The following is a 26,791-nucleotide window of genomic DNA, read 5'->3' as shown; positions in this document are numbered from 1 at the left end:
AAAATTGTTATTAACATTTGAATATGCCACTTCCATCACCCATCAGGCCTATTATAACATCTAATCCACCCATTACTTCCCCTACCTTTCCAAAAGCAAAAAACATAATTTCTTTATCTACATTACAGGCAAGTTCTTGTAAAGCCGCCATAACTTTTTCGTCCATTCCTGTCGGATCCATAATGATAATGACTTCCGTAACAATGGCATAGAGCTTAACAAGCGTTTTGCCATAGGCGGCTACAATGCCAAGTGCCAAACCTGAAGCCCCTATTGAAGAAAAAACTAACATATACATATCCATAACTTTATTAAGCTCTTTAAGTTGTTTCTCAATACTATTAGACCCACCACCTGTTCCATCAGCCAATATGCCAAATAGCTCCCCTGTTTTTTGATTGATTTGCCAATAGGCCAAACTCACGGCGGCTTCATCGAAAATTTTAAAATTTCCATCACCCCGGTGAATCCGTTCACTCCAATAGTAGGGTTGTGAAAAGGTTTCTTTTTTCTCTTGAAACCATTGATTATCAATTGCTTTTTGCCTTTCTAATAGTCGGCTGTTTGTTAATTCAGAGACTGTACTGTTGGTGAAAAAATGGGCTTCCCTTACCGCCAATTGTGCTGTTTTTTCCAAGGTGATTTTAAATGCGGAATCTGGGTCTTTCGTTAATGTGGTATACTTTGAGGTTGGCAAATAGTCGAATGACTTTGTGGATGCTTTTTCCCCCACACCAATTTTATGTTTTATAATGGCTATGCGAATGCCAGAGGAAAAGGTCATGCCATTTGTGGTAATAGCATCACCCAGTGGTGCCATAAGGGATATGATTTCAGGGTGGTATAGGTAACCTCCTTTAGCAAATTCTTCCTTTGCCTTGCTGGTATCATTGTCTATAAGTGCTTCCCCCCAAGACCGTGTAGTCAATCTGTATTTTAAAACATCCGATAAGGCTGCTGAAATGGTAGGACCTTCCCCTTCAAAATAAAGGGTAGCACCCCCGAGTATCGTATTTCTTACGGCTAAGGAATCTAAATAATCCGGTTGTTTATTAATTTCGGTTTGTGGATCCCAACCCGCCAAAACCCTTTTTATGGTAGTATTTCCGGTTTTAATGGTGCAATAGAGTCCGATCAATGATTGCCCTATTTCTTTTGTTGCGTTGGTAACGAACTTAAATTTTTCAGCTACGGTAATCCTCTTGTTGTCAATACCTAAGATGGCCTCATGCACCTCTTCCGCTCCCACGGCATAATAGGTGAAAACATACGGCGGAATTTCCATTTTCGAGATATAATCGGTTATAGCTTCGAGGGTTTTTGCTTGGTCTTTCGCTTTTAACACCATTCCGTTGGTGATTTCTGCCATTTTATTGAATGTTTCAACACTATGTCCAGACTCACTATCATTGACATTTAAGACAATAGTAGGTGCGCCGTTTTTATAGATTTCCGCATTGGTCTCGGAATAAGAATCATTATTGTCTCCATCCGTGGCATATATGATGAGATCATAATCGGATTTTGATGCTTTTAATAACCATGTGAAAATTTCCGAAGGTGTTTTCCATTTGGTAATAAAGGCCGCTGGGTATTCTTTTAAAATAGATTGGTGTAGACTTTCTATAAAAGCATCCATATGCTCTTGATAATATTCTTTAGGCATACTTAATGAGGTGTCATAAAGAATCAAAATCCGCGGGGTTGGGCGGTTGCTTTCCATCAACGCCTGTACTTGTCTGCTATTATCGGTAATTGAGAAATCCGAGGCCGATAAATTTTCTACAAAAGCCCCATTTTCATCGGTTGGGGTTACATGTAATTTTACCAATGGATAATTTGCGGGAAAAGCCTTGATCTTTAATGCGGCAACTTTTTTCTGTAACTCCGTATTTGGCTTTTTAAGTATGGTATTTCCATTTATTTTGGGTTCATCCCCAGATACATCGATGATTTTCCCATCCAACGTAAAAGGATTGCCTAAAAAGGAATTCTCTTGCATGACTTTGATTTCTTCATCAAAACTTTGAAAAGCAAGTGCAGGGGTAAAGGTGCGCAAGGTTCCTATAGGTGTAATCGCTTGTTGTTCTAAACTCAAACCGTTTAAAAAGGACACATTGATTTGATTGCCCACAACTTGGGTTGATAACCATTCCCCGGATACGAACTCTTTTTCGGTTTTAGGATCAATGGAATCCCTATAGCTAATGGAAATACTGGTTTTTTCATCATTATTTTTTACGGGATCCGCTTCAGAGATATTTATACCATCATTTTTTAATTCCCCAAAAGCTACTGCTGGATCAAAAAGATGCGCATATTTTGTTTCACCATTCAAGATGAATTCCACGGTTGGTGTTTTCCAATTATCCCAACGAAAATCGAACGGTTGATTGTCTAATTTTTCTTTATCAGGGATTAGTTGCCATAGTTTTTCGGCCAGCGCTTTGGATTCATTGTGTTCTTCATCATATTTCGGAATTTCATGGGTTGGGTTTCCCTTGACCTGGAGTTCTTTCTCCCATTGTCTCCATTGACTTTTGGATATATCGAGACCAAAGTTGCGTTGTATGGGTCTTAAAAAAAAGGCAGGAACTTCTTCTGGTTGGATGTTTGTACGTTCAAAAACCACCTTTGAAGTGATCTTGGCCTGGGTATACATGTAATTTAAAAGCTCGGCTTTTTCCCGTGGGGTGGCTATTCCGTATCTTAATGCCCCTTTTATTCCCCATTTCAACTGCGTTCCGATATATCCTACAGAGTTAGCCTTTGTAGGCATCAAATAAATTTCGTCACGAACAAAATCAAACATGGCTTTGGCATCATTTGAGGCTATTAGAAATTTCATTCTACCCTCTAAATGATCAGGACTTGTTTCCAATGCCATCAGCATTTCTTCCCAGACTTTGTAGGGAGCTTTGCCAGTACCCACAAAATTAGGTTTGTCATCTTTACAGCCGGTAAAAACCAAAGGCATTTGCGCTGCCGCATAGCATAAGGCTAGTTGCTGAATAAATTCACGTCGGGTGGTGCCATCTGTGGTTTTTGGGTTCTTCATGATTTTTTTACTTATTCAGGTTTTTATAACCACGCAATGCATTGATGTCGAAAGCGTTCCAAAGCTCGTCGGGATCCATTGCTTTTGCACTTAGGATAATATAATAGCGATCGTCATAAAGTAGTCGCATCTCTGTTTCATTATACTTGAATTCACTTATGGTTTTAATACCATCCCGTTCAATTTTGATCGATTTGATTTTGTCGGTAGCAGGGGGCACATAAGAATAAAAGCCAAGAAATGTCGTTACTAATGGATTATTTTTTCCTGCAGCATCTGCGACGGATAACGATATTTTCCGGTTTCCGAATTGCCCGACAACTTGCTGCATATAAGGAATGGCGCTAACCTTTTCCAATGGATGACCAATTAATTCTTTTGGGAATGCTCCCAATAATTCTTCATCCGTTAAGGGTGTTTTCTGTAAAAGCTCATTGGTCAATTTATCAAATTCGGAGGGTTGGTCGGCACTTTTGGCTTCCGTTTGTTCAACGGTTTTCAATAGCTCTTTGGTTACCTTTTTAGCTTCTGTATTGCATGAAGCCATTAGCAATAACACACTTGTGAATTTCAGGATTGTTTTCATGTTGATATGTTTTATTCTTTCATTCTGGTATCATAAATGCTAAAGTTCTCGAGTTTTATCCGGCCTTTCATGGGAAATAGATTCTCCGTTTTTTTCCTGGCACCATGGGCAATCCCCTTACCGTCAAAATTGATAAGTATTTTAGTCGTGGATAGTTCTTCAAGGGTAACGGAACCTTCATACAGGATTTTGTTGTCGCCCTGAAAATGTTGGCGAGAAGGAATCAATATCTCGAGCCTACTCTGTGTTTTTGACGTTGCAGCCTCTTTAGGAGGCAAGGCTAAGCTTTGACGCGTTATGGTTAAGGGTAGTTTCGTGAACATTTCGGGAGAATATATGTTTACCAAAACCGACTTATTTTGATAATCATGTATTCTAAACTGTAAACCCCCATTTAGAAAAACCACATCCGTGCTGGTCTCTGGATTGTATTCTGTTAGACTGAATTTTTTTCCACTGATATCCGCCTCAATATTTACGATCGCTGTTTTTCTGGTATTTTCCTTTTTTTCCTTGGTAATTGATTGTGGAACGGTATCGTTGGTGTTTACATCTGTATTCTTTTGAGCGTTTTCTTTACAGCTACAAAGTTGTATGCTAATGAATATGGCCAATGTTAGATGGAGTATTGTTTTCATATTTGGGATTTATAATTTTTCCGTTACGATTAATTTTGCCAAGGCGATGGTTTTTTCTTTGTTTAAAGACCCATCATTTGAAATAGCTACTTGAACCGTAAAAGAAACACCGTTTGAATACACCTCTAAATGGTTCTTTTTCGAATTCCAATAAGCACTTTCACCAACTTCCTTTAATTTTGATAGTTCTTGATGTTCATCCGGCTCAACAAAATCTAAGAATGATTCCATGTCTGCTTCGGTATCGACCCATTTTATTTGTACTAGATCGGTACATGAAATCGTTGTTGTTTTCATTCCTGGGGTTATGGTTTCTTTATTTTTTTCTCTTCCATTCTCCCAATTGTACCTCAATATTTCACCGATCATGCCCTTTAAGATGTGTGTTTTTCTTGCTTTTGACGGTTCAAAACCCGTTATTCTTGATGCCATTTCCAGCGTCAACAAATCTTCATAATCCCCGTTGAACATCAATTCGTTATGGGAAATTGAGGCTGTGGAAACTACATTGGAAACATCATTTTTCGCATCGTTATTGGGATCTTGCCCATTTCCTTTGCATGAAAAAAGTAGAAGAGTAATAACAGTGGTAATCAATAATCGTTTCATCGTTTCAATTGTATTTGTCTAATTTTTTCAGGTTTTCAAAGTCGATATAAGACCACAATTCTTTTACAGGATCAGGGCCTTCCAGGGTGATTTCAAACCGATTATTGTAAACAAATCGAATGAAATTGCGTTTAATTTTAGGCTGTAAGAAAGCAATGGTCTTGTAACCATCCCGATCTTGATAAACGTATTCGGTCTGTGGTGGTCCTTGGGGCTGTATCTTATAGGTGTCAAAAAAATTCCTTACGATGGCACGGGAACCTACACCGTCTTGAATAAAAAAATTATAGCTTTTTTTCCCTAAGGGACCATATATGCCTGATGTTAATTGACTACTTACCTGAAGTACAAGGTCACTGGTTGGTTTATGGCCATTGATATCCTCGGGTAAGATGGCAAAGAGTTGATCATTGGTTAAGGGCGTTTTCTTCTTTAGGGCCTTATATATGGCTTTTTGGCTATCGTTATCCAGATACGGATTGTCCATTGTTTTTTCCTTTGCCTTTTCTATGGCAGAAGAAATTGTCGTCTTTTCTTGGTTTGCACTTTCTTTACATGAAAACAATAGCACCAAAAGGCAGCATATAAATGTGTGGTTTTTCATAATTGTTATTTTATTCAATGGTGATTTTCATGGTGGCAGGGCTAATACTCCCTTTTATCTTTTGCCCCTTGGACGGTACCAATTGTAAAATGATTTCAAAGGATCTAGCACCCTTGGGAGGAAGACTGTTAGCCCCCTCATTTGATGTGAATTTCTGTAAAGCAGGAATTGCATCGAATGCTTCGATGGGTACAAACATATCACCTGGTATCCAAGGCCATCCGTCCCGCGAAGTTTCGGATATGGTTTTACCATTGTATTTTACTATGGTTTTCATATCAAAAAGTATAATTTGATCCGATTTGACGTCGGAGGTCCTAAAATTGAAATGAATGTTGTATTCACCATCCTTGAATGCCTTAAACAATGCTACGGGTGTTTTCTGTTTAATGGTTCTGCCTTTCGCTGATCCTTTAATCGCGAGTTTACCCTCAACCGATTGTGAAAAGGAGAAAGTGGTTGTTAACATGAAGGCCATTACGACCATGGTGATTTTTGAAGTTTTCATTGTTTTGTATTTTAATTAAGTATTGTTTTTATAGTTTAATTTTAATGAATAAAGAAGGGTTGATTTCTTTTTTAAGCGTTTGGGTTTTTCTTATTTTGAGGTTACAAAAACAGCATTTGCATAAGCTTTGTATGTGCCATCTGTTAAATTTGTCACCTCTCCGTTTTTCCAAATTTTTGCCACATAGGATGGCCCGGTATATACATAGCCAGAAACATAAACATCATTACCTTGTACAAAAATTGAGGTTGCATACGACGGATAAATCCCTTTCGTTAGTTTTAAAGGGGAATTATTATTCCAGATGGTTGCCATCGATTTACCGTTATTAAATTCCGTACCTGCAATATATACATCCGATCCTACAACATATACTGAATTGGCCGTGGCATAATCTATTCCCTTGGTTAAAATCGTTGCTTTCCCATTTTTCCATATTTTAGCAATTGATATGTCGTTCTGATTATTTTCGTACCCAACTGCATAAACATCCGAGCCTTCAATAAATATGGAGTTGACGGCCGCGTTGGTGGTGCCGTCGGTTAAATTAGTCGGTACTCCATTTTTCCATATTTTAGCAACATTTACATGTCCGTTGAATTGAGTTCCGGCAACATATACATCGTTCTTAACAACAAAAATTGAATTGAGATCGATGCTTTCAATTCCATCAAATAAATTCATCGATTCCTCATTTTTCCAAACGGTGGCAATACTTGTCGTCCCATTGGATATATATCCCAATACATATACATCAGATCCAGAAACAAAAACCGAATTGGCGTAAGACCTTAAGCGTTCTGTGAGTTTAATAGGAACCCCATTTTTCCATATCATTCCTATGTCATCCACTCCATTTGATCCGGTGCCAACAACATAGACATCATTGCCAGAAACAAATAAGGAGTTGGCGGTAGTCTTATTCCCTCCATCAGTCAATGATGTAGCTATCCCATTCTTCCAAAGTTTAGCGCTGCGTGTTGTTCCTTCATCTTCATAACCAACAGTATACACATCGGTTACTAAATCTTCGAACTCAGATGCTGATTGTTCATCATCTTTACTACAAGAAAAAGCACTACTTATCAGTAAGCACAATACAAAGAGTTGTCGCATTTTTATCATTTTTCAGTTTGAATTGATTTTATTTTTTTAGTACTGATTATTTAATTTTTGGTTACAAAGACTTTATTGGCATATGCATTATTGGAGCCATCAGTTAATGGCGTTCTTATGCCATTTATCCAAAGCATTGCAATATCTTTTGAATCAGGTCTTTCATAGCCGACAACGTAGATGTCATTTTCTGAAATAAAAACAGATTGTCCAGAAGCATAAGTGCTGCCATCGGTAATGGAGTTGACTACTCCATTTTTCCAAAGATTCACTTTAAAGCCGTCATACCCTGTTACATATACATCAACACCAGAGGTAAATACTGATGTTGCGGCTGATTGAAAAGTCCCGTCGGTTAACGTTGTTTTTACCCCATTTTTCCACAAAATAGCTACGTATGTTGTTCCATTCTTTTCACGTCCCGCTACGTATACATCATTCCCCGAAACAGCTATGGAATTGGCAATAGCATCATTTGCTCCATCGGTTAAGGGCATCGCTACACCGTTTTTCCAAACCATTGCTATGTTATTTGCTCCATTGTTTTCAAAACCAGCGGTATATATGTCGTTACCCGATACATATATGGATTGCACACCAGCGCTATTTGTGCCATCGGTTAAGGGCATGGCTACACCGTTTTTCCAAACCATTGCTACATTTTTAGATCCATTGTTCTCGCGACCCGCTGCATAAACATCCGTTCCTGATACCAAAACAGAGAGTACGAGAGCATTGGTAGTGCCATCTGTTAGTGGTGTTTTTACACTATTTTTCCAAAGTGTTGCAATGTTGTTTGTTCCATTATTTTCGTAACCTCCTATATATACATCTTCACCAGCTAAATAAACCGAGGTTGCATTAGCATCATTTGCGCCGTTGGTTAAAGCGGTAGCGATACCGTTTTTCCATATTTTGGCAATTTTATTTACACCATTGGATTCATATCCAACCGTGTATACATCAGTTACTACATTGTCTAAACCACCTCCTGATGGATCATCATCTTTACTACACGAAAATGTGAAACAGATCAGTAATAATAGGCTAAGGAGTTGTAATATCGTTTTCATTTTACAGTGCTATTTAATTAGTTGCTACGAAAACAGAAGTAATCGAAGCATTGTTAAGACCATCGGTTAACGAAGTGGGGGTGCCATTTTTCCAATATTTAGCAACATTTAATTCATTACCTCCTATATACACATCAGATCCTGATACCCAAACAGCACTTGCCGTAGCACTCGTATTTGTATTGAGTTCCGTGGCAACACCATTTTTCCATATTTTGGCAATTTGATTGTCATTCGCATCGCTTTTAATACCTGCAACATAGATATTGGAACCATCTACAAAAACATCCATGGCCATACCTTGCGTTTCACCATTTGTTAAATCGGTAGGGATTCCATTTTTCCAGAGAACAGCAATGCTAGCACCGTCATTTTTTCTAGATCCAGCTACATAAACATCGGTACCATCGACAAAAATTGAAACAGGTCTATTCCATTTTGAACTGTTCGTGTAATTTAGATCAACCCCATTTTTCCATACCTTCATTTGAAATGAAAAGGTTTCCGCTATGTATTCCTCACCCACTACATAAACATCTGAACCAGCTACAAACACATCGGAGGCACTGGCATCATTTATTCCTGATGTCAAAGGGGTAGCTACTCCGTTTTTCCATAATTTTGCAATGTAATGTGACTCTCTATTGATTACTTCAGATCGTTCGTATCCCACCACATAAACATCACCTTCGGAGACAAAGACTGAATTGGCTTTAGCATCTTTTGTTCCATCGGTGAGATTATTGCCAGCACCATTTTTCCATACGATGGCTGCATCATTATAACTTGTTTCTGCTTGCCCAGCTACATACACATCGGTACCATCAACGAATACATCGTAGGCAAGCGAAGTTCCGGATGGATTGGGAAGGGCTGTTTGCTCTCCATTTTTCCATAGTTGTGCATAGGGTTTGTCGCCATCTCTTTCATAGCCTACTAAATACAAGTCTGTAGTTTGGGGAGTTGGCGTAGGATCAACTGGGTCAACCGGATCTGGTTGTGGTTCCTCTATAGCAATGGGTTCAGGTTGGCTATCATCATCTTTATTGCATGAAAAACTGAACGATAATAGAAGCAACACTGCAATTAGTTTTATTCGTTTGTTCATAATCCGTATATGTTTAAATATTTTTAAACCACATTTTAAATTTCTCCCCCAAGAAGGGTACTGCACTTTCTTTTTCATTGATCGCGTTCATCAATCCGATAATCCACATATACAGGAGTACGAAGAGACCTAGGATGTTTATTATCCAACCCAGTATGGGGATCATACCGATGGCCGCTAATGCGAGACCTATAAGAGCCAACCCCAATGATTGTTTGATATGGTAAGCGGCAAAGGGGTCTTTTTTGTCATTGTTCATCACAAAAGCGATGATAAGTCCTATGATGGTGATGTAAGCAATAATTGCAATGTTCTTACCTTCGTTAACTACTGCTGTATTGTTTTCTGTTGTTTCCATTTTAATTGGTTTTTGGTTACCTGATATTATAATCTGATTTGATTATGGTTTTTTGAACTTCTTCAAGACCGATACATTCCATGGTCGCACTCATTTTTTTCTTTTTATGATCGATCATTTGCATTTCCAACATCAGTACATAATCGTCCTCACCGAAATAGTTTTCTAGTCCGGCCGGCATGTTTTTATTTTGGTTTTTATAGATGTCATTGAAACTTACGGGGGCATCTGCCGTGAAATACATACTGATTTCATAGCGGTCGTTCGTGGCTTTTACCCCTGTGCAGGTATATCCCATGATTTCTTTATCAGGTAAAGATTCATAACCGAAGGTTGCGGATTCATCGTTCGCTTCTTCAATATCAAGGTCATCAGGCATACTATTCGCCATAATTGCCGGGCTTTTTTCGGATTGCATATACATTACCGTAATTTTTCGCCCGTTGTCCATCACGGTGAACATACTTTCCATTAGTGGGGTGGTGAAACCAAAGTAAGGCTGCCCGGGTTGAAGAAAGTAGTGAAATACAATGTCCCCATCTTTGGTCTTCATGTTTAAGGAGTATTTCCAACTAAAGTCATAGGAGTCAGGAACAAGGGTGGGGTCCACTTTTCCCTTACCCATTGAAAAAGGATTGATTTCAAAAGCCTTATCCAATGAGTTTGATGCCTTTTCAGCAACCTTGTCCGATGTTTTTTCCACAACCACATATTCGGTCTTTTCTTTTACGCGTTCTTTTAGTTTTTTAAAGAATTGGGCTTCGGCCTGTTGTACGTTTCCTATAAATGCAAGTAAGAAAAATACCGTGATCGCTATTTTTTTCATGATTATTATGTTTTTCATTTACCTTTAGTCATGTCAAAAAATGCATTGTTAACATTTCTCTTTTAAAAAATTAACTTTGCTATAAATTCACCCTTGGCGTTCTTAAAAGGTAGATGGAAGAAAATCACATAAAAGCGTTGGTACATGGTAATCAAATAGAGGTGGGTAAACTCTATAATGGCCATAGGGATGCTTTTTTGAATTTTGGGAAAAAGTATGGCCTGTCGCATGACGACCTTTGTGATATTTACCAGGAAGCCTTCATTGCGCTTCGAAAACATGCTTTGAACGGTAAATTGGCGACAGTGAAAAGCTCTTTGAAAACATACCTTTTTGGGATCGGAAAATTTATGATTTATGATTTGTTGAAGGAAAAGAAGAAAACCGTCGAATATCAACCTAACAACCCTGGTATTCATGATACAATTGAATTAATCGCTACTGATATCGAGGAAGAGGAATTAAGCCATGAACAGGTTTTATTGCAGACCTTTTTTAAAAGATTGGGAAAAAAATGCCAAGAGATGTTAACCTTGTTCTACTCTAGGGGACTAAATATTGATGAAATTGTGGAGCATACGGATTATACGGATGGTAGTGTAGTCAGAAGTCAGAAATCCAGATGCCTAAAAACCCTGAAAGACATGATTAAATCATAGCCTATGTCGAAGCAAGAAGATTTAATTGAAAAATATATACAGAATAGACTTTCACCGGAAGAAAGGGTGATGGTGGATGAACTCTTGCATAATGACATTGATTTTCAGAAAGAACTAACCTTACAGGCCAATTTGAAAAAGGCTATCCGAAAGGAGGATGATGATCGTTTTAGGGATTTGATTTCAGAATTGGAATCGAAAGCCAAAATTGAAAAGCCAATAACGAGACGTTCCTATGTAAAATGGTTGGCAGCGGCCAGTGTGTTGCTATTTGTGGGTTTAACCTATTTTTTAACCATGGATCAAAAGGTTTCTACCGACGATCTTTTTGCAAGCTATTTTGAACCCTACCGAAATGTGGTACAACCACTGCAAAGGGGTGATGGGTATCAAGATGAGAAAACCCTTGCTTTCCTCGCCTATGAAAGAGGAGAGTATGATACCGCGATATCCTTGTTTTCAAATTTGTATTCGACCACTAAAGAACCTTATTATTTATTTTATAAGGCAAATGCCTTGCTAAAATTGAAAAAGGCCAATGAAGCAGTTCCGCTATTGTTGGAACATCTAAAGACCAATGATACCTTAACGGAAAAAACAACCTGGTATCTAGCCCTTGCTTATCTAAAAATGAACGATAGGCCTAATGCTAGAAAAACACTGGAAAAGGTAATTGCTGATGGGAAATATAAATCTACAGAAGCCAAAAAACTACTTGAAGCGGTTAATTGACTTTTTGTATAGCAACCAGATAAGTAAAAGGCCAATAAGGGCTACGATTGCCCACAATAAATAATCCGTACTGGTTAAGGGCATCGTATTACCCGTTATTACAATACCGGACCAATAGTACGGGTGTCTTAAAAGCGCATCATCATTTGAATTTAAGTACCTTAGTTTTGCTTGTCGTAAGGCTTCCTTTTTATTTAACCCGTTACTTAGGTTCTCGTAAAAGGATTTCATTATTTCTGAGGTGCTCTGATCATTGATTTTCCATAACGAGGTAACTAGTGAAGGTACACCCGCATAATTAAAACCTCTTGCCAGACTTAACATACCTTCACCTTTTTGCAGTTTTCCAAAACCCGTTTGACATGCACTCAAGGTAACCATATCGGCATCGATATGATAATTGTACAAGTCTTTCACATATAGTAAATTGGAAGTATCATCAGTATCTTCAAATGCTAAATAAGAATAATCGGGAAATTCATCATTAGCGGATGCGTGGGTGGCAAAATGAATCAAATTATAGGCATCAATATCCTTTTGAAAATTTGCAATACTCGCCCTATTCCCATCATAAATCGTTCCCCTGAAATACTCGGAAATATTTTTTGCTTCTTGAATGTTATAGATTAATGGGCCCATATCAAACCTTTCCTGATCCGCTTTTATCCCTGAGACCGATTTGTTGAAATTAGGTGCAAAGATCATTAGCTTGTTACTGCTTTTTACGTTCGTTTTGTTTTGTTCCAAGTATAAGGTCGCCGAACTTGCATAACTAATGCTATACTTGAAAAGTAAGTAGGATTTCTCTTCCAGGGGATTTGTCTGAAGTACATCAAAGGGAATATAGTTTAGGACATCATCGGCAAGGATTACAATATCTGTAAACGTATTGTTGTCCAATGCAGGCTCAATAATCGCTTTATAGATAAGCTTACTATTTATGCTATAACTTGTCCTGTCCTCTATATTGGGCATTGAAAGCTGCCGGTAATAATCGGTAATTGTTTTTTTTAGGGTTTCATTAAATGGCAACTTATAAAAAGCATCATTTTCATGGGTTAGTACTGTAAGGAATATCGAATTATCGGTAACCAAATAACTAAAGACCGATTGATCTGTATGTAATTCATTTTTTAATTCTTGCGAGGAAACGACATCAGCGTTATACTTTAAAGCATGGTATTTGGGGTAGTCATGTTCTATTTTTGCGATGTATTCATAGTATTCTTTTTTGATTAGGAACAACGAGTCGATCAAGGCGGCTTTATCGTTCGGATTGGCGTTGAAGATCTCTTCATCCAAATGGGATATTTTAGCCCGATAAATCTGCTCCTCACTAATTATGCCATCGGGAATGTTTCCGTATTTGGTTGCTTCCGAATTTCTATGCGCCTCCAGTAGGGCAATGCTTTTGCTTTTTTCCATAAAATAAAAAGCATCATCAATATAGCTGTTGTCTTTGCTCTGTTGGTATAATTCGTATGAAATGCGAACCATTGTTTGAATCGTGGGATAGGTTTCGGTAACCAAAAATTCCTTGTCTAATTTACTTTCAAATTCCGGTCGTAAAACATCCAAGGTTTTTATAATGGTTTTGGAAGTGCTATTTGCCGTCTTTAAATATTCAATATCATTGGTCATCGAATAACTTTCATAGAGGGCATTGAGTTTTTCTTTTAAGACCGTGACCAAGATTGTTTTTGAAAGTACCTTGTCCGGATTTGGATTTGAATCAAAATCCGGGTTGTTGAAATCTTTTTCTAATTGCATCAATGCCGTTTGGTAGTACGATAAAGCTTCTGCGATTTTCCGTTGCCTTAAAGACACCTTACCCAATCTTGTATAAACCATCGCCATATCTTGATGCTTTTGATTCTCGCGATACGCTTTTATTTTCAATAATCCGGCATGATAATAGGTCGCAGCTTTGTCGTAATCCTTTAAACCCAGATAGGCATCCCCATAAATTAAGTCTACCTCCCTTGAAAATGGGTTGTCTTCAAAATAGAGGTAAGCACTTTCGTCCAAAGTGGCAATGGCCGAGATGAAATTCCCTTGTATGATAGAATTCTTGGCCAAGAGAATATAGGTTGAGAGAATCCTGTTCTTAAAGCTTGGGTCTTTTATTTGTGATTTATAGTAGGATAAAGCTTCGGTTAGCAATAGGTTCGCTGCCTTAAAATCCTTTTTGTCCTCATACACCTGGGATAGTAATTTTTTGGAGTTCATTGAGGAAGTCTTCCAATCATCCATACTATCCTTGTAGGTGGATACCAATGCAATGTCTTTTTTAAAATTATACTCCGCCAATTCATATTTGCCCGTATGTTTATAGATAGCCCCAAGAAAGCTGTACAGGCTTGATAAGGTGGCCAAATCATTACGATTACGTTGGGCTTCGGGTATTGCATTAAGCTTGGCAAAGAGTTTTTGAAAATACCCTTTAGCCGTAGTGTAATCTTTTATTTTGTAATGGTAATTGCCTTTGTCGAAAAGTAGATAATCTTTATAATAATCGATGTTCGATAAGGTTTTAAAACGCTTGTCATAACGTAAAAGACTGTCTTCTTTTTTTAAGTTTTTGCGATAATTCTTTAAATCGTAATAGTGCCCGTTGGCATTCATTAAATAAATGTATGCACTTAGCATATATTCCAATTCATTCTGGCCATCGGCCAGTCGTATGGTTTTATTGTAATAATGGTAAGCGCTATCCTTATGGGCATAATGGAAATCAAATGCTTTATTATAGGTCTGTTCCAATTCCGTGTTTTGTGCCGTAGCGCACTGAAGACATGAAAAGGTACATATTAGGAGTATAACAAGACACTTCATAAAAAAAGCCCTCCTTTTGATGGAGAGCTTAAATATACAGATTTCAAGTAATTTATAGGCCAACTACGGGGGTGGGAATAGTAATTTCCCCAACTACCTTCGTTTTTAATGTGGTGTACATTATGCCCTCTCCTTCCAAGCTTGTTTTTAACTGCAGGGCACTTTGGCCATATTCGTCTTCTATGGACTTAAATGATGTGTCAACCGATTCTTCCTTGTTGTTTTTTACAAGAATATTGGCAACCATCAATTCTTCACCTAATACGATTACGGTATTTGGAGATAGGTTCTGTTGGGGGATGCAATTACTTCTATCATCTACTAAACATGGTTTTGGTGGCATTGGGCCTTTAGATCCAAGAGGTCTTTTTATATAGAGCAATGATTCATTGAATCTTTTTAATTTTTCAATCTCCTTTTGAATGTTTTCAATTTGTTCCATCACCCCTTTATTGCCGTTTTCAAATTCAGCTACAAGTTTTGTTTTTTGAAGTTTCAATCTATTGATCTCAATCTCCGCACTCGCATAATAGAATTGATGGCCGTATATAGGTTCATCGGCTTGATCTTTTGAGGTTTTGGAATTCACAGAAGTTAGGTCATCTTCAGTGGTCTCATGGTTGCTACAGGATACAAGTGTTGCAACGGTCAGGAATAGGGTTAATACGGTCATTTTTTTCATGTTAGATACGATTGTTTATTGTTAGTCCTTTTTGTTTTTAGAATGTTAACATTTTTCAATCGGGGGATTTATTGTGTTGGAATAATATCTGTGTTAAATATAACATTATAATTATTAATATATCCATAACCGTCTGGTTGCGTATGTTTTACTTGTCATGGGATAGTTAAGTGATTTGACCCCCCCTATAGGGTAATGAAGCTTGGATTCATTGTAGGGCATTCACATAGTGAAATGAAATGTGGTTTTATGGGTAAAAATCGATATTGCTTTTTCTTCTGCTGTTCGTATTCCCTGTTGGGCTCTTAGGGTTGCTTTGTTTTATTTAATGTAGGGGATATCTATCCATTTTTAAACGATAACAATTGGGGGCTCCGGGTAAAGAATTTTAAACTTAACCTAAGGTTCAAAATGACCTAACACAAAAGCTTTCGTATTTCTCTATTTTTGCATGGCCTCTATTGGGAGGAGACGTTCTTTGTTTGAGTTAGTTTAGTTAAAGCTGGTGGCAACATTGGCTTTTTTTATGTCCTTTTATCAGGATGGATCTTTGTTCAATGATTTTTCAGAAAACTTGAATACCATTTGCCTGAAGTTTTTATCAATCTTTTTTGGGTCTTGAAGTTGTTATGAACCAGACCAAATCTTGGGTAAAATCCTTCGGCCCATTCAAAATTATCGATAAATGTCCATACAAAATACCCTGCTATGCCTAAGCCTTCTTCTTTTGCCCTATGCACTTCCTTGATGTATTCCTGCAAATAGGAAAGTCTTTCAGGGTCATCTACTTCACCGTTAAGGACGTTATCTTCAAACGCGGCACCGTTTTCTGTAATGATCAATTTTTTTATCCCTTTGTATGAGTTGAATTGGGAAATCATGGCATGGATACTTTTGGGATATACTTCCCAATCCATCAAGGTGGTGGGAACATTCCGTTTCGTGGCATTTACGATTTTCGACCTAAGATAGGGTACGGTAAAACTGTGTTTAACGACCTCTCGGGTATAGTTTTGAATTCCGATAAAGTCAAAATCAAAAATCATGTTTTTTTGATCCTCCGGTTTTTGGTGCTTTTCCATACGGCGTAGTACTTTCAAGTCTTTGACAGGATACCCCATTCCCAAACTAGGTTCTATGAACAAGCGATTCAATAGGGCATCTGCTTTTCTCGAGGCTTTTACGTCTTTTTCTTTTTGGGAGTATGGCGTAATTTGGGAGCATGAGAAGGTTGTGCCAATTAGGGCTTTTTCCACAGTGTCACGCAGTACTTTGCCACCCAATGCTTGGCATAAAGTTGCGTGGTGAACGGCTGGTAAAAAATTTCTTAAACCTTTTTTTCCGGGTGCATGGACACCCAGAAAATATCCTGCCCCGGTAAAGACCATGGGTTCGTTCAATACGATCCAATGTTTAACTCGATCTCCGAAAAGTTGTCCGCATTGGCGTGTATATGCCTCAAACCAATTTAGGATGTTCCTATTGGTCCATCCTCCTTTTTCCTCCAAGGCTTGGGGAAGGTCCCAATGGTAAAGGGTAATCCATGGTGTTATGCCACATTCGAGGCAGATATCAATAACACGGTTGTAAAAATCAATTCCATCGATGCTTAATTTGCCTTGACCTTCCGGTATCAATCTTGACCATGATAATGAAAATCGAAAATGCCGAATGTTCATAGACTTCATTAATAGAATATCTTCTTTGTACCGATTGTAAAAGTCACAGGTGATATGGCCATTTTGTCCCTGATAAATGTTTTTCTTGTTTCGTGTAAATCGGTCCCAAATAGACTCGCCTTTATCGGCGCTGTTGTGGGCACCCTCAATTTGGTAGGCCGCTGTAGACACGCCCCAAATAAAATCGGAACCAAAATCGGATGCTTTTAATTCGAAATTGGAAAAGGTTGGATTGGATGGTGTCAAATTTAATAGTCCATTTGGTCGACGGTAGCTTCTTGAAGGATCTGATCAACAATATTGGCCGTAATATCGGGATAGTGAATATTGATCGTGTTGTCCATTTCTATCCAATCTTCCAAGGTTTCCAAATGTTTTAGCTTTAATGATTTCATTATGGGAACCCCCATTTCCCTTAGGGCCGCTGCATTGCATTGTTGTTCATATTGACCTTTCATCGGTATTGCCATCAATTTTTTCCCTAGATGTAGGGCCTCCGCAGGGGTTTCAAATCCCGCGCCACAAAGAATGCCCTTGCAATGGGCCATGCTGTGGATAAAAGCTTCATTATTGATTTTACGAACGGTTATATTTTTGTAAAAGAAGTCCGTATCGGTATGTTTCGAAAAAACTTCCCAATGCACGCCTTTCAATTTGGAAAGAATCCTCAATATTTTTTCATCGCTGTAGGAGGGCAGATATACCGTATAATAATTGCCTTCGGTTCTTTTCGTATTTCTGATTTCCCGACGAACGATAGGGGTAAATATTTTGTCCCCATAGGCCTTAAAATGCAGGCCATAGCTTTGGTTGGTAGGGGCATATTTTTTTAAGATCATTTTCCCTAAAAGATCGTTTTTGATGGGTTTTGGGGTGTTTGGGGCTATCACTGCAGCCTGATGGCTTAGACCAATGCATTTTTTATGCTTTAATTTACATGCCCAGGCCGATACGGGTTCAAAATCATTGATGATCAGGTCATAATCGGAAATCGGAAGACTCTTTATTTCTTTTTGTAGTTTGGCGGAATTCGTTTTAAGGTAGGTTCGCCACATATCCACCCCACCTTTTTTTCCAAATATAAAACTCAGGCCTTTTAATTGGTATGTAATGGGAAAGGGGATTTGAACGTCTGCCTGGGTCCCGCTGACCAGAATATCAAGGTTGACTTTTTTTTTATGCAGTTCAGGTATAATATCTCTTGCCCGGCTTAAATGGCCATTGCCGGTGCCTTGTATTGCGTATAGTATTTTCATTGAAATCGGCCTACTTTGTTTTTACGTTACCGCTAGAAACGCTAATGGTTTGGAACTCGAGCATCAAGCGATCAAAAAGTTCATTTTTCTCTAATAATTCGGTCGGTTCAAAAACTTCCATATCCCGGGAATGTATGGCAATGTCATTATCGTAGCTGTATAGCTCCCATTTGCCATGGGAGTATTCCAAAGCGGTAAGGTTTTCAACCCAGTCACCGGAATTTAGATACATGACGGAACCTTTGGAAGTGTTTACTTTTCGAATTACAGGTTGGTGTATATGACCACATATCACGTAATCAAATTCTTTTTCAATGGCGATATCTGCAGCGGTCTGCTCAAAATCACTGATGAATTTAATGGCCGATTTTACCCCGTTCTTTATTTTTTTGGACATGGAAATAGGTTTTTTGCCCATTTTTTTGGACATAAGGTTTACGGCACTGTTGAGTAGGATCAAGAAGTCGTAGCCCATTGCCCCGAGTTTGGCGATCCATTTGGAATGCTGCATGGTAACATCGAAGACATCACCGTGGAATATCCATGCCTTTTTTCCATGAACGTTAAGTAATACCTTGTTCGCGATACTGAACGAACCCATTCTAAATCCTGCGAATTTTCGAAGCATTTCATCATGGTTTCCGGTAATGTATTGCACTTTTACCCCTTTGGCTACCCATTCCAATAAGAGCTTAACGATTTTCATGTGCGATTTGGGCCAATAGTGTTTGCTAAATTGCCAGATGTCAACAATATCCCCATTGAGGATGACCTGATTGGGTGTAATTGACTTCAAATACTTCAATAGTTCTTTGGCATGGCAACCGTAGGTACCTAGATGTACATCGGAAATGACCACAACATCAACAGGTCTTTTTTTCATTGGAAAAGGGTCGGATTGGTTTGTTGTTTTTCTTCACCTTTAGGGGCGAACCGTAGGTGCGTAAACGATTCACAGGAAAATCGATTAGCAAAGTTGTAAGCGAAACCGTAATGTTTTTCATAGTCAGGACTTCAACTGCACCAAAGGTTTCAAATAAATTTCGATACTTCCGTAAAGTCCTTTTTAAAGTTAGGTTAAGCGAACTTTAACAATGGACTTCCTACGTTTTGTTTTATAACCTTCCCTTAACCTGTAAAAATTCATTTTCAATGTAATATTCCTGAATATTATAAAAGAAAATATTTAAGGCCTGCACCAAAGGAAATTGAAAGCGAATCAGCAATTATATGAGGATACAACCACAATATGATCTTATTGTAGTAGGGGGAGGGGTCCTTGGTACTTTTCACGCCTATCATGCACTCGAAATCGGATTGAAGGTGGCTTTGATAGAAAAGGATAGTACACCTCAAGGGGCCACGGTATGTAACTTCGGGCAGGTCGTACCTTCAGGGATGAACAGTAAATGGCAACTTTTCGGAAGGGAGGGCTTAAGGATTTATAAGGAAATCCAGCAACAGTTCGATATTAGTGTACGTCAAGAAGGTAGCGTATATTTTGCATCCAACCCCGAAGAGGAGCAACTGCTAGAGGAACTGCATCAGATAAACCGTGATAACGATTACCCCTCCATACTAATGACCAAATCGAAATGTCTTGATTCCTACCCTGGTTTACAAAAGGATTATGTGGCTTCCGGACTTTTTTTCCCCGAGGAGATACTGCTAGAGCCACGTATAATGATCAATAGATTGCATAAATACCTTAAGGCTTCGGGTTTGGTCCTTTTTGCAAATTGTACCGTGATCGACTGTATAGCATTGTCAAACGGTATAGAAGTACAATGTTCAAACACTAAATCATTATCGGCGGCAAAGGTTATCATTTGTAATGGTACGGACTTTAAAACCTTGTATCCGGAACTGTTTAATGAAAGTAACCTCGTTGTATCAAAATTGCAGATGATGCAGACCAGGCCGCAACCGAATTATAAACTGCCAAGCTCAGTACTAACGGGCCGATCAATACGCACGTATGGGGCGTTTCAGGAATGTCCTTCATATACTGGTTTTAATTCAAGAGGGGATTTCGACTCTACCGATAATAAATGGGGAGTGCAGATCATCTTCAAGCAGGCCATGGATGGGTCGGTTATTCTTGGGGAATCGCAGCAATCGGTTGATGTATCCAAGATCAATACCTTGGGAACGGACCTAAATATGGATGTTGATGATTTCATACTACAGGAAGCTAAGAATATCATTGATTTACCTACTTACGAAATACAGCGACGGTGGTACGGACTGTATTCGCATTGTAAAACGGACGATGTTTATCAAGCTACAATAGACGACAACATCCATGTTGTTACCGGGATTGGAAGAAAAGGGTTGACAGGAAGTGCAGGATTCGCAAAAGCAAATATTTATCATATTTTCAATCTGCGACACGTATAGGATTATAACTTTTCCTAACGCTCAGATGGGATGCGCATACGATGATTATATCCAAGTGTAAATCGCATAACCTAAGGTTGTTGAAAGTAACCATGGGTCTTACGTGCCTTTAGTTCTCAAATAAGTGGTCGTGAATGGATCGGAGCCTTTTTCAAGGAGGTAACTTTTTACATATAAAGGGAAGGTAGTGTACAACTATTGGTTTAAAAAGGATAAATTAAAATAGGAAACCTAATTTGTTATATCTTTGAAAACTAGCTCGAAAACACTATATTTCGTTTGTTAGGGGATTTTATTCCCTATTTTTTGATGAAATTGAAGGTGCTCGATATTTGATTGAATGCAATAGCCAATTACTATATTACAACCCGTTAAATAAAACCAATCATGTCAAAGGATCAAAAACCTGTAATTAATCTACACGGAAAGCAAGACCCGGACTCAAAGATAGAAGCGATAAAAAACCTCATTTTTGGTGATAATATCCAGACCTATGACGCAGAGTTTGAAGCTTTAAAGGAAGACATCCTCAATAAGAAAAAAATCTTGGAGGATTTAATTGAGGAGGTCGGGGCCGACTTAAGAAAATCAATTGATGATGTTTCTACCGATGTGAATATTAGAATAACCGACCTGGAAAACAGTTTGGCCACCAAGATGGAGGACTTGGATGAGAAAAGCGTTGCCAAGGAAACCTTGGGTAAATTACTCATTGAATTGGGTGAAAAAGTCAGTAGTAAATAAATAGATCTTAAGGGCAGTTCGAATGAACGAAAAAGACAGATTGGAAATCCTTAAGGATATTTTGTTCACAGAGGATCGTGAAGATATTGATAAAATTGCCGATCGCATCGAACTGTTGGAGCAAGCTTATAATAGTAGGGAGAAATTCGCCTCACGGGTCGATCCCATTGTGGAGGAACAGTTGGATAAGTTCACCAAAAGTATTCCGCATACGCTCGGACCGACTATTACCGCTACATTAAAAAAGGAAATCCAAAACCACAAAGACGAAGTTGTTGACGCCCTTTACCCCGTGTTGGGAAAAATGGTCAAAAAATATGTGGCCCAGGAAATAAAGGTTTTATCTGAAAAGATAGATAACCAATTGAGTTTTATTTCTGCATGGAAAAGAAAATTAAGATCGTTTTTTGGAGGAAGTAAGGAAAAGGAGCTATTACTTGATGATATAGGTGGGGAAAAAATTGAACAGGTAATGTTGATCGAACGCGGTTCGGGTTTGTTGAAAGCAAGTTTTTCAAAAACCGAAACCATAGATGAGGAAATGATCTCAGGAATGCTCACGGCCATAAAAACCTTTGTTGAGGATGCTTTTAATCAGAAAAACCAGGAGTTGGAACTTATTGAATATGAACTGTACAATATACATATACAAAGCTTCGTCAACTATTATGTGGCAGTGGTGATTTCCGGTGCCTATAGTTTAAAGGCAAAGGATAAGGTTCAGGATATTATTTTCGACTTTTACCATAATTTCATGGAGATGAACCTTGATCTTATCTATACCAGCCGTCATCTCGAACAGCCGGTTGACACCATAAGCAGTAAACTGATTCAAAAAAAGTTAGCAGAATATTTTGGCAATGCAAAAATCTAAGAAGATTGTGATTTTAGGTCATTTCGGTGTCGGTAAGACATCATTGATCCAACGATTTGTAAAAGACAGTTTTTCCGATAAATATAAAGTGACCATTGGAGTTCATATTACCAAAAAAATTGTTGAGGTAAATGAAAATGATTCCGTTTCACTGATCATTTGGGACCTTGAAGGTACCGATGAGGTACAAATGATACGACAAGCCTACTTATTGGGAACCCATGGGGTTGTCTTCGTTTTTGATGTAAGTCGACCTTCCACATTCCAGAATTTGAATAGTGATTTAAAAATAGTTGCCGAGAAAACCCCCGATGTTCCGTTGATCATCGTTGGCAACAAAATTGATTTGGTAATCCAGGATGAGCTTCAAAGCCTTTTAAAAGACAACAATATTGAAGCAAATTACCTGACCAGTGCAAAAACCGGGGATGCTGTAAACGAAATGTTCACCCATTTAGCTACCCTATTGAATGACCTTACTTAGCCAATATAAAGAGCAATACATAAATCAGAGCATTCAGTTTGTTGTCATAGACTTGGATGGTAAGGTTCTGGAAAGTGATCAAACTTTCATTACGTTGAAACAGGGTGGGTTCATCTATGACGTACATCCCTTCTTTATTTCCTACTCAAGTATTCTGGACAGTACGGAGGATTCGATGACCTATAATTGCGTTCACCTTGGGGAACGCGATATGGAATTGATTACCGATGTGCGCATTATCAAGAAAGACAACCACCTGTTGTTGGTTATTTACGACCTTACCGAGCATTATGTCTCCTATCAACGAATAGCCCAGGCTCGGAATGAATCTATCATTAATTCGGAATTGGTGGTTCTTAAGAATATGGAATTGGAAGAACGGGAACGTTTTAAAAATGCCTTTATCCAGAATTTCAGCCATGAACTTAGAAATCCGCTTACAAGTATTATTTCAATAACCAACCTGCTCGAAAAAACCAACTTGGATAATGAGCAGCACCAAATGGTTGATTTTCTTAAGGAATCGAATACCAATTTACGATTATTGCTCGATGATATCCTGAGCATAAGCATGATTGCCTCCGGTAGGTTGCAACTGCGTAACAAAGTATTCAATCTGTTGAAATTACTAGAGCTTATTGCGTTTACCTATACGTCGAAAACCAAGGGGACATCCATTACATTTTTGATGGATCATGATAAAAAAATACCTGAATTTATCGAAGGGGATAGGTTGCGATTGTTCCAAGTGCTCACCAACTTACTCGATAATGCCATAAAATTCACGGAAAAAGGCACGATTGCCCTAAAAGTAGTACTCAATCAGAAAAGGGCAAATAAGGTAAGTCTAAGATTTGAGGTAAATGATACCGGTATTGGAATTCCATCGGAAAAGATGAATTCTGTTTTTGAGAGTTTCACCCAATTGAATGAAGAAGGTAAAAAAGAGGGTGCCGGTTTGGGGTTGTCTATAGTCAAAGGATTGGTAGAGCTCATGGGCAGTGAGATCAAGGCGGAATCAAAGTCGGGCAAAGGTTCTTCCTTTTACTTTGACGTTACCTTGACCTATGCCATGAATTTAGCTTCCAAGCCTATTGGGAATACAGCGAGTAAAAAAGTCGATATAACAAAGCTCAAAGGGGATAGAAAATACAAGGTGTTATTGGTTGAGGATGATGAACGTACACAAATGGTATTGTTCAAAACCCTTATGGATACCAATCTGTTTTTTATTGATTTGGTCAATGATGGTGCAATGGTTTTTGAAACCGTGATCAACAACAACTATGATATTATTCTTATGGATGTTGATTTGCCCAATGTTTCTGGAGATCAAATTACCAAATTGATCCGTGACTTTCCCTTTAAGAACATCAAGAATATTCCGATTATAGGGGTCACGGCCAATGTATTTGAAGATAATATCGATAACTACTTAAAAATCGGAATGAATGCTGTGGTGCCCAAACCATTCGATTTTAATGAGCTGCTAAAAGCCATTGTTAAACTACTTAAGTAGAATCCCTCCCTTTCTGCACATTTGTGTTTTGTACGGTTTATTGTCATATATGAAATACGCTTCATAAACATAAAAGTAGGATAAATCTTGTTAACAATGTATTTCATCGATAAAATGTGCGTTTTAACGACATATATTTCTAATCCATAATTTTCAGCCCTTAAGCCATGACTGCACCTTAAATTTGTCTTGTATTAGAAATGGGAACCTTGATACTTTATAGAGCACTTATGAGCACAACGATTTTTGTAGATATTTTTTTTGTTATCAGTTTGTTGGTTTTTATGACGACCCTTTGCATTATTCTGCCGACCACCCTACTAAAACGGAAGGCGCTTTTGAAAACAAAAGGTGAATACAGATTGAATAACATGATGAAAAGTAGAAGATAAATATAATTGTTGTTTATCACGGCATTCAAACGATAAACAACGATGAACCTTAAAGGATAAATGCTATGCTAAACACTAACCATTTTATCCGTTTAAGTCCATTGGAATCTAATTGGCGGTTCTAGTGGAGTTATAAAACCAACCCGGGTTTTGATAGTGATTAAAGTAATTTAGGTTTTAATTAGTCGGTTGGTTTAAGGGCCCTGTTTACAGGGCCTTTTTTTTAAAAAATAGGGGGTTATATCAGTAAGACAATGCGTCTGTTGCCCATTGCACAATAAAATTTGAACATGACTTTAATAGGGAAATTAATGAACTTGAGGTATTTAAGAGGAAACAGTTCAAAGGAAATGGATTTTGGTCGACAGAATAATGCAAAGGGATTGCCTCCTATTGTAAACCAAGAGGAATTGTTTATTGGTTCGGTTTTTTTAAGTGATGTGTCAAAATTCAATCTATCGGGTCAAGGACATAAAACGGAATATTTTGGTAGGTTGGGTTTGGTGGTTACGAAAGAATAAAAAGTGCTATGAAAAGGGAGGTTAATGGTTATGCTTTGGTGATACTCTTCGGTATTATAGTCGTACTTGAGATTGTTAATAATGTATTGTAATCGAATTAATCCAGTCTTTCGAAACCTCGGTAAAGGAAATACCGGGAAAAGGTCAAACTTACAATAGGGGTTATTCCACATTGACCTTACCATTTTTAAGGTGGGTATAATGGGTTGATCATATTCATTATAAGGCAACGAGGGTTGTGTTTGTTACGTTCCCCCATAAGGGATAATTAGAAAGAAATTTCTGTTATCCCTTTTTAATTTTCAGATATTTAATACAAAGGTTTGGAACCTTGGATTGACGTAAGGGAGGGGTAAAATGAACACTTAAAAATTAGTAGCCTCGGCAAGAATCGAACTTGCATCTAAAGTTTAGGAAACTTCTATTCTATCCATTGAACTACGAGGCCAGTCAAAGAAGATCGCAAAAATAAAGTTTTTTACAATAATTTACTTTATCAATCGAAAATATTTAAGAAGTATTCTCCCATTTAGGTTTTTTGGCTATTGGTTTCTCCCCATCCATATTTCATACATGGGCTCCCCTTTACTGTTCTTGCCTTTGTGGTGCCAGTCATTCCCCTTGATTTTGTATTCGAATGTGAGCTCGGCCCCAACCCTGGAATTATCTCTTGAGAAATACTCGATATTTTCTTGGTAGACCCCATCCTTCGAAGTAAAGGAGCCACCACCGGTACCGTGAAATTGCATGGTTTCGGTATTATAGGCTATCCATTGAAACCGGCCATCGATTAGGACCTTCAATGTTTTTCTGGGTTTGCTGTCCCCTCTTCGTTCCTGCCCTTCATCTGGGCCACGGATTCCGAATAGCCATTGGCCATCCAAATCCTGGCTTATTTTTGCGCTTGGCGTAAACTGCATGTCCGATTCCATGCCAAGAATCAAATTGTTTCCATCCTTTTCCAACGGAATACGCAGTTGTCGAATGGAGTCTTTGGCGTAATTGGAATTGAATTCCAGCGATACCACCAAATGTTGATCTTCAACTTCAAAAAAGCCACCTACGGTTTTTAAGAAATTGGCAGGGGATTTTTCATAGTCCGTAAGAATGAAATACCGCCCTGAAATTTTTAACTCGTGAACCGTGTTGTCGGTCACTGAAAAATAGGTACCTGAGGTAACCTGGGCATTGATTGTGGGTGTTACGCAAAAGAATAGAAGTAAAAAATACCGGTACATATCCATTTTGGTTTTCATGAGTGGATTTTTAATACTAAATATATGAATTAATAGACTATAAATGAATTGATTAGGGTTGATTGGGCGAATAATGGAATATTTTTGAAGTATTTTTTATAAAAAGCTTGTATTATAATTTTTTTGATTTTATTTGTACCATCAAACTAAGTGTTTATTAGTTTGGTTTAAGGCTTTTAGCTGAACATAATGAACCTTGTTTATATGCTCGGGACCATGGGGATTAGGAAGTCATACCCATTGTCTGCCCAGGGATTGGGTAACCGGGATTTAA

Annotated in this window: 25 protein-coding genes and 1 tRNA gene; 8 read left to right on the top strand and 18 right to left on the bottom strand. The window is 38.1% G+C overall.

Annotated elements, in window-relative coordinates; all coding sequences use genetic code 11:
- Positions 1–10: 10 nt before the first annotated feature.
- The 11 genes from LX92_RS14230 to LX92_RS14180 form a co-directional block, all read right to left on the bottom strand.
- Entirely contained in the window at positions 11–3,058 is a 3,048-nt protein-coding gene (locus LX92_RS14230) for a hypothetical protein (protein WP_109651831.1), read from the bottom strand.
- Between the two features lie 7 nt (positions 3,059–3,065).
- On the bottom strand, positions 3,066–3,644 hold the full coding sequence (locus LX92_RS14225; protein ID WP_109651828.1) for a hypothetical protein: 579 nt from the start codon (positions 3,642–3,644) through the stop codon (positions 3,066–3,068).
- Positions 3,645–3,655: 11 nt separating this feature from the next.
- Positions 3,656–4,282, bottom strand: coding sequence for a hypothetical protein (locus LX92_RS14220; protein ID WP_109651825.1), 627 nt, complete (start codon positions 4,280–4,282; stop codon positions 3,656–3,658).
- 9 nt (positions 4,283–4,291) lie between these two features.
- Complete coding sequence (locus LX92_RS14215) at positions 4,292–4,891, bottom strand: hypothetical protein (RefSeq protein WP_109651821.1); 600 nt, start codon at positions 4,889–4,891, stop codon at positions 4,292–4,294.
- Positions 4,892–4,895: 4 nt separating this feature from the next.
- Positions 4,896–5,495, bottom strand: coding sequence for a hypothetical protein (locus LX92_RS14210; protein ID WP_109651818.1), 600 nt, complete (start codon positions 5,493–5,495; stop codon positions 4,896–4,898).
- Positions 5,496–5,505: 10 nt separating this feature from the next.
- Complete coding sequence (locus LX92_RS14205) at positions 5,506–6,003, bottom strand: hypothetical protein (protein WP_109651816.1); 498 nt, start codon at positions 6,001–6,003, stop codon at positions 5,506–5,508.
- 90 nt (positions 6,004–6,093) lie between these two features.
- Positions 6,094–7,119, bottom strand: coding sequence for a hypothetical protein (locus LX92_RS14200; protein WP_146197839.1), 1,026 nt, complete (start codon positions 7,117–7,119; stop codon positions 6,094–6,096).
- Positions 7,120–7,169: 50 nt separating this feature from the next.
- Entirely contained in the window at positions 7,170–8,192 is a 1,023-nt protein-coding gene (locus LX92_RS14195; RefSeq protein ID WP_109651812.1) for a hypothetical protein, read from the bottom strand.
- 13 nt (positions 8,193–8,205) lie between these two features.
- On the bottom strand, positions 8,206–9,300 hold the full coding sequence (locus LX92_RS14190; RefSeq protein ID WP_109651809.1) for a hypothetical protein: 1,095 nt from the start codon (positions 9,298–9,300) through the stop codon (positions 8,206–8,208).
- A gap of 13 nt (positions 9,301–9,313) precedes the next feature.
- Positions 9,314–9,658, bottom strand: a complete 345-nt coding sequence (locus LX92_RS14185; protein WP_109651806.1) for a hypothetical protein — start codon at positions 9,656–9,658, stop codon at positions 9,314–9,316.
- Between the two features lie 16 nt (positions 9,659–9,674).
- Positions 9,675–10,484: a DUF4412 domain-containing protein gene (locus tag LX92_RS14180; RefSeq protein WP_109651918.1), complete on the bottom strand. Its 810-nt coding sequence runs from the start codon at positions 10,482–10,484 to the stop codon at positions 9,675–9,677.
- A 113-nt stretch (positions 10,485–10,597) separates the two neighbouring features.
- Here LX92_RS14180 and LX92_RS14175 point away from each other — a divergent pair, with 113 nt between their 5' ends.
- The gene (locus tag LX92_RS14175; RefSeq protein WP_109651803.1) at positions 10,598–11,143 is read left to right on the top strand and encodes an RNA polymerase sigma factor; all 546 of its coding nucleotides are present in this window, start codon (positions 10,598–10,600) and stop codon (positions 11,141–11,143) included.
- 3 nt (positions 11,144–11,146) lie between these two features.
- A complete protein-coding gene (locus tag LX92_RS14170; protein ID WP_109651800.1) occupies positions 11,147–11,875 on the top strand; it encodes a tetratricopeptide repeat protein in 729 nt (242 codons plus the stop codon).
- On the opposite strand, the gene LX92_RS14165 is transcribed toward LX92_RS14170, so the two are convergent.
- The 5 genes from LX92_RS14165 to LX92_RS14145 form a co-directional block, all read right to left on the bottom strand.
- Positions 11,855–14,710: a CHAT domain-containing protein gene (locus LX92_RS14165; protein WP_109651795.1), complete on the bottom strand. Its 2,856-nt coding sequence runs from the start codon at positions 14,708–14,710 to the stop codon at positions 11,855–11,857. The genes LX92_RS14170 and LX92_RS14165 overlap by 21 nt on opposite strands.
- 52 nt (positions 14,711–14,762) lie before the next feature.
- Positions 14,763–15,383, bottom strand: coding sequence for a DUF3450 domain-containing protein (locus LX92_RS14160; protein WP_146197838.1), 621 nt, complete (start codon positions 15,381–15,383; stop codon positions 14,763–14,765).
- Between the two features lie 563 nt (positions 15,384–15,946).
- A complete protein-coding gene (locus LX92_RS14155) occupies positions 15,947–17,317 on the bottom strand; it encodes a GH1 family beta-glucosidase (protein WP_109651790.1) in 1,371 nt (456 codons plus the stop codon).
- A gap of 2 nt (positions 17,318–17,319) precedes the next feature.
- Positions 17,320–18,327, bottom strand: coding sequence for a glycosyltransferase family protein (locus LX92_RS14150; protein ID WP_109651787.1), 1,008 nt, complete (start codon positions 18,325–18,327; stop codon positions 17,320–17,322).
- 10 nt (positions 18,328–18,337) lie between these two features.
- Complete coding sequence (locus LX92_RS14145; RefSeq protein ID WP_109651784.1) at positions 18,338–19,210, bottom strand: UDP-2,3-diacylglucosamine diphosphatase; 873 nt, start codon at positions 19,208–19,210, stop codon at positions 18,338–18,340.
- 353 nt (positions 19,211–19,563) lie between these two features.
- Between LX92_RS14145 and LX92_RS14140 the strand changes: the two genes are divergently transcribed.
- The 6 genes from LX92_RS14140 (at position 19,564) to LX92_RS14110 (ending at position 25,261) form a co-directional block, all read left to right on the top strand.
- Positions 19,564–20,727: a TIGR03364 family FAD-dependent oxidoreductase gene (locus LX92_RS14140; RefSeq protein WP_109651915.1), complete on the top strand. Its 1,164-nt coding sequence runs from the start codon at positions 19,564–19,566 to the stop codon at positions 20,725–20,727.
- 387 nt (positions 20,728–21,114) lie between these two features.
- Positions 21,115–21,471, top strand: a complete 357-nt coding sequence (locus tag LX92_RS14135; RefSeq protein ID WP_109651781.1) for a fructose 1,6-bisphosphatase — start codon at positions 21,115–21,117, stop codon at positions 21,469–21,471.
- 22 nt (positions 21,472–21,493) lie between these two features.
- Positions 21,494–22,345 (top strand): cell envelope biogenesis protein OmpA, encoded by an 852-nt coding sequence (locus LX92_RS14130; protein ID WP_109651778.1) that lies wholly within the window; start codon positions 21,494–21,496, stop codon positions 22,343–22,345.
- Positions 22,332–22,829 (top strand): Rab family GTPase, encoded by a 498-nt coding sequence (locus LX92_RS14125; protein WP_109651775.1) that lies wholly within the window; start codon positions 22,332–22,334, stop codon positions 22,827–22,829. The genes LX92_RS14130 and LX92_RS14125 overlap by 14 nt, the downstream gene beginning before the upstream one ends.
- Positions 22,816–24,348: a hybrid sensor histidine kinase/response regulator gene (locus tag LX92_RS14120; protein ID WP_109651772.1), complete on the top strand. Its 1,533-nt coding sequence runs from the start codon at positions 22,816–22,818 to the stop codon at positions 24,346–24,348. The genes LX92_RS14125 and LX92_RS14120 overlap by 14 nt, the downstream gene beginning before the upstream one ends.
- Positions 24,349–25,051: 703 nt before the next feature.
- A complete protein-coding gene (locus tag LX92_RS14110) occupies positions 25,052–25,261 on the top strand; it encodes a hypothetical protein (protein ID WP_109651766.1) in 210 nt (69 codons plus the stop codon).
- Between the two features lie 376 nt (positions 25,262–25,637).
- Here LX92_RS14110 and LX92_RS14105 read toward each other — a convergent pair.
- Together LX92_RS14105 and LX92_RS14100 are read right to left on the bottom strand one after the other, a co-directional pair.
- Positions 25,638–25,709 (bottom strand) — tRNA-Arg (locus LX92_RS14105).
- 94 nt (positions 25,710–25,803) lie between these two features.
- A complete protein-coding gene (locus LX92_RS14100; protein WP_109651762.1) occupies positions 25,804–26,517 on the bottom strand; it encodes a hypothetical protein in 714 nt (237 codons plus the stop codon).
- Between the last annotated feature and the right edge of the window lie 274 nt (positions 26,518–26,791).

Source organism: Maribacter polysiphoniae, from assembly GCF_003148665.1.
Lineage (GTDB): Bacteria > Bacteroidota > Bacteroidia > Flavobacteriales > Flavobacteriaceae > Maribacter_A > Maribacter_A polysiphoniae.
This window is presented reverse-complemented; position numbering and strand designations above follow the sequence as displayed.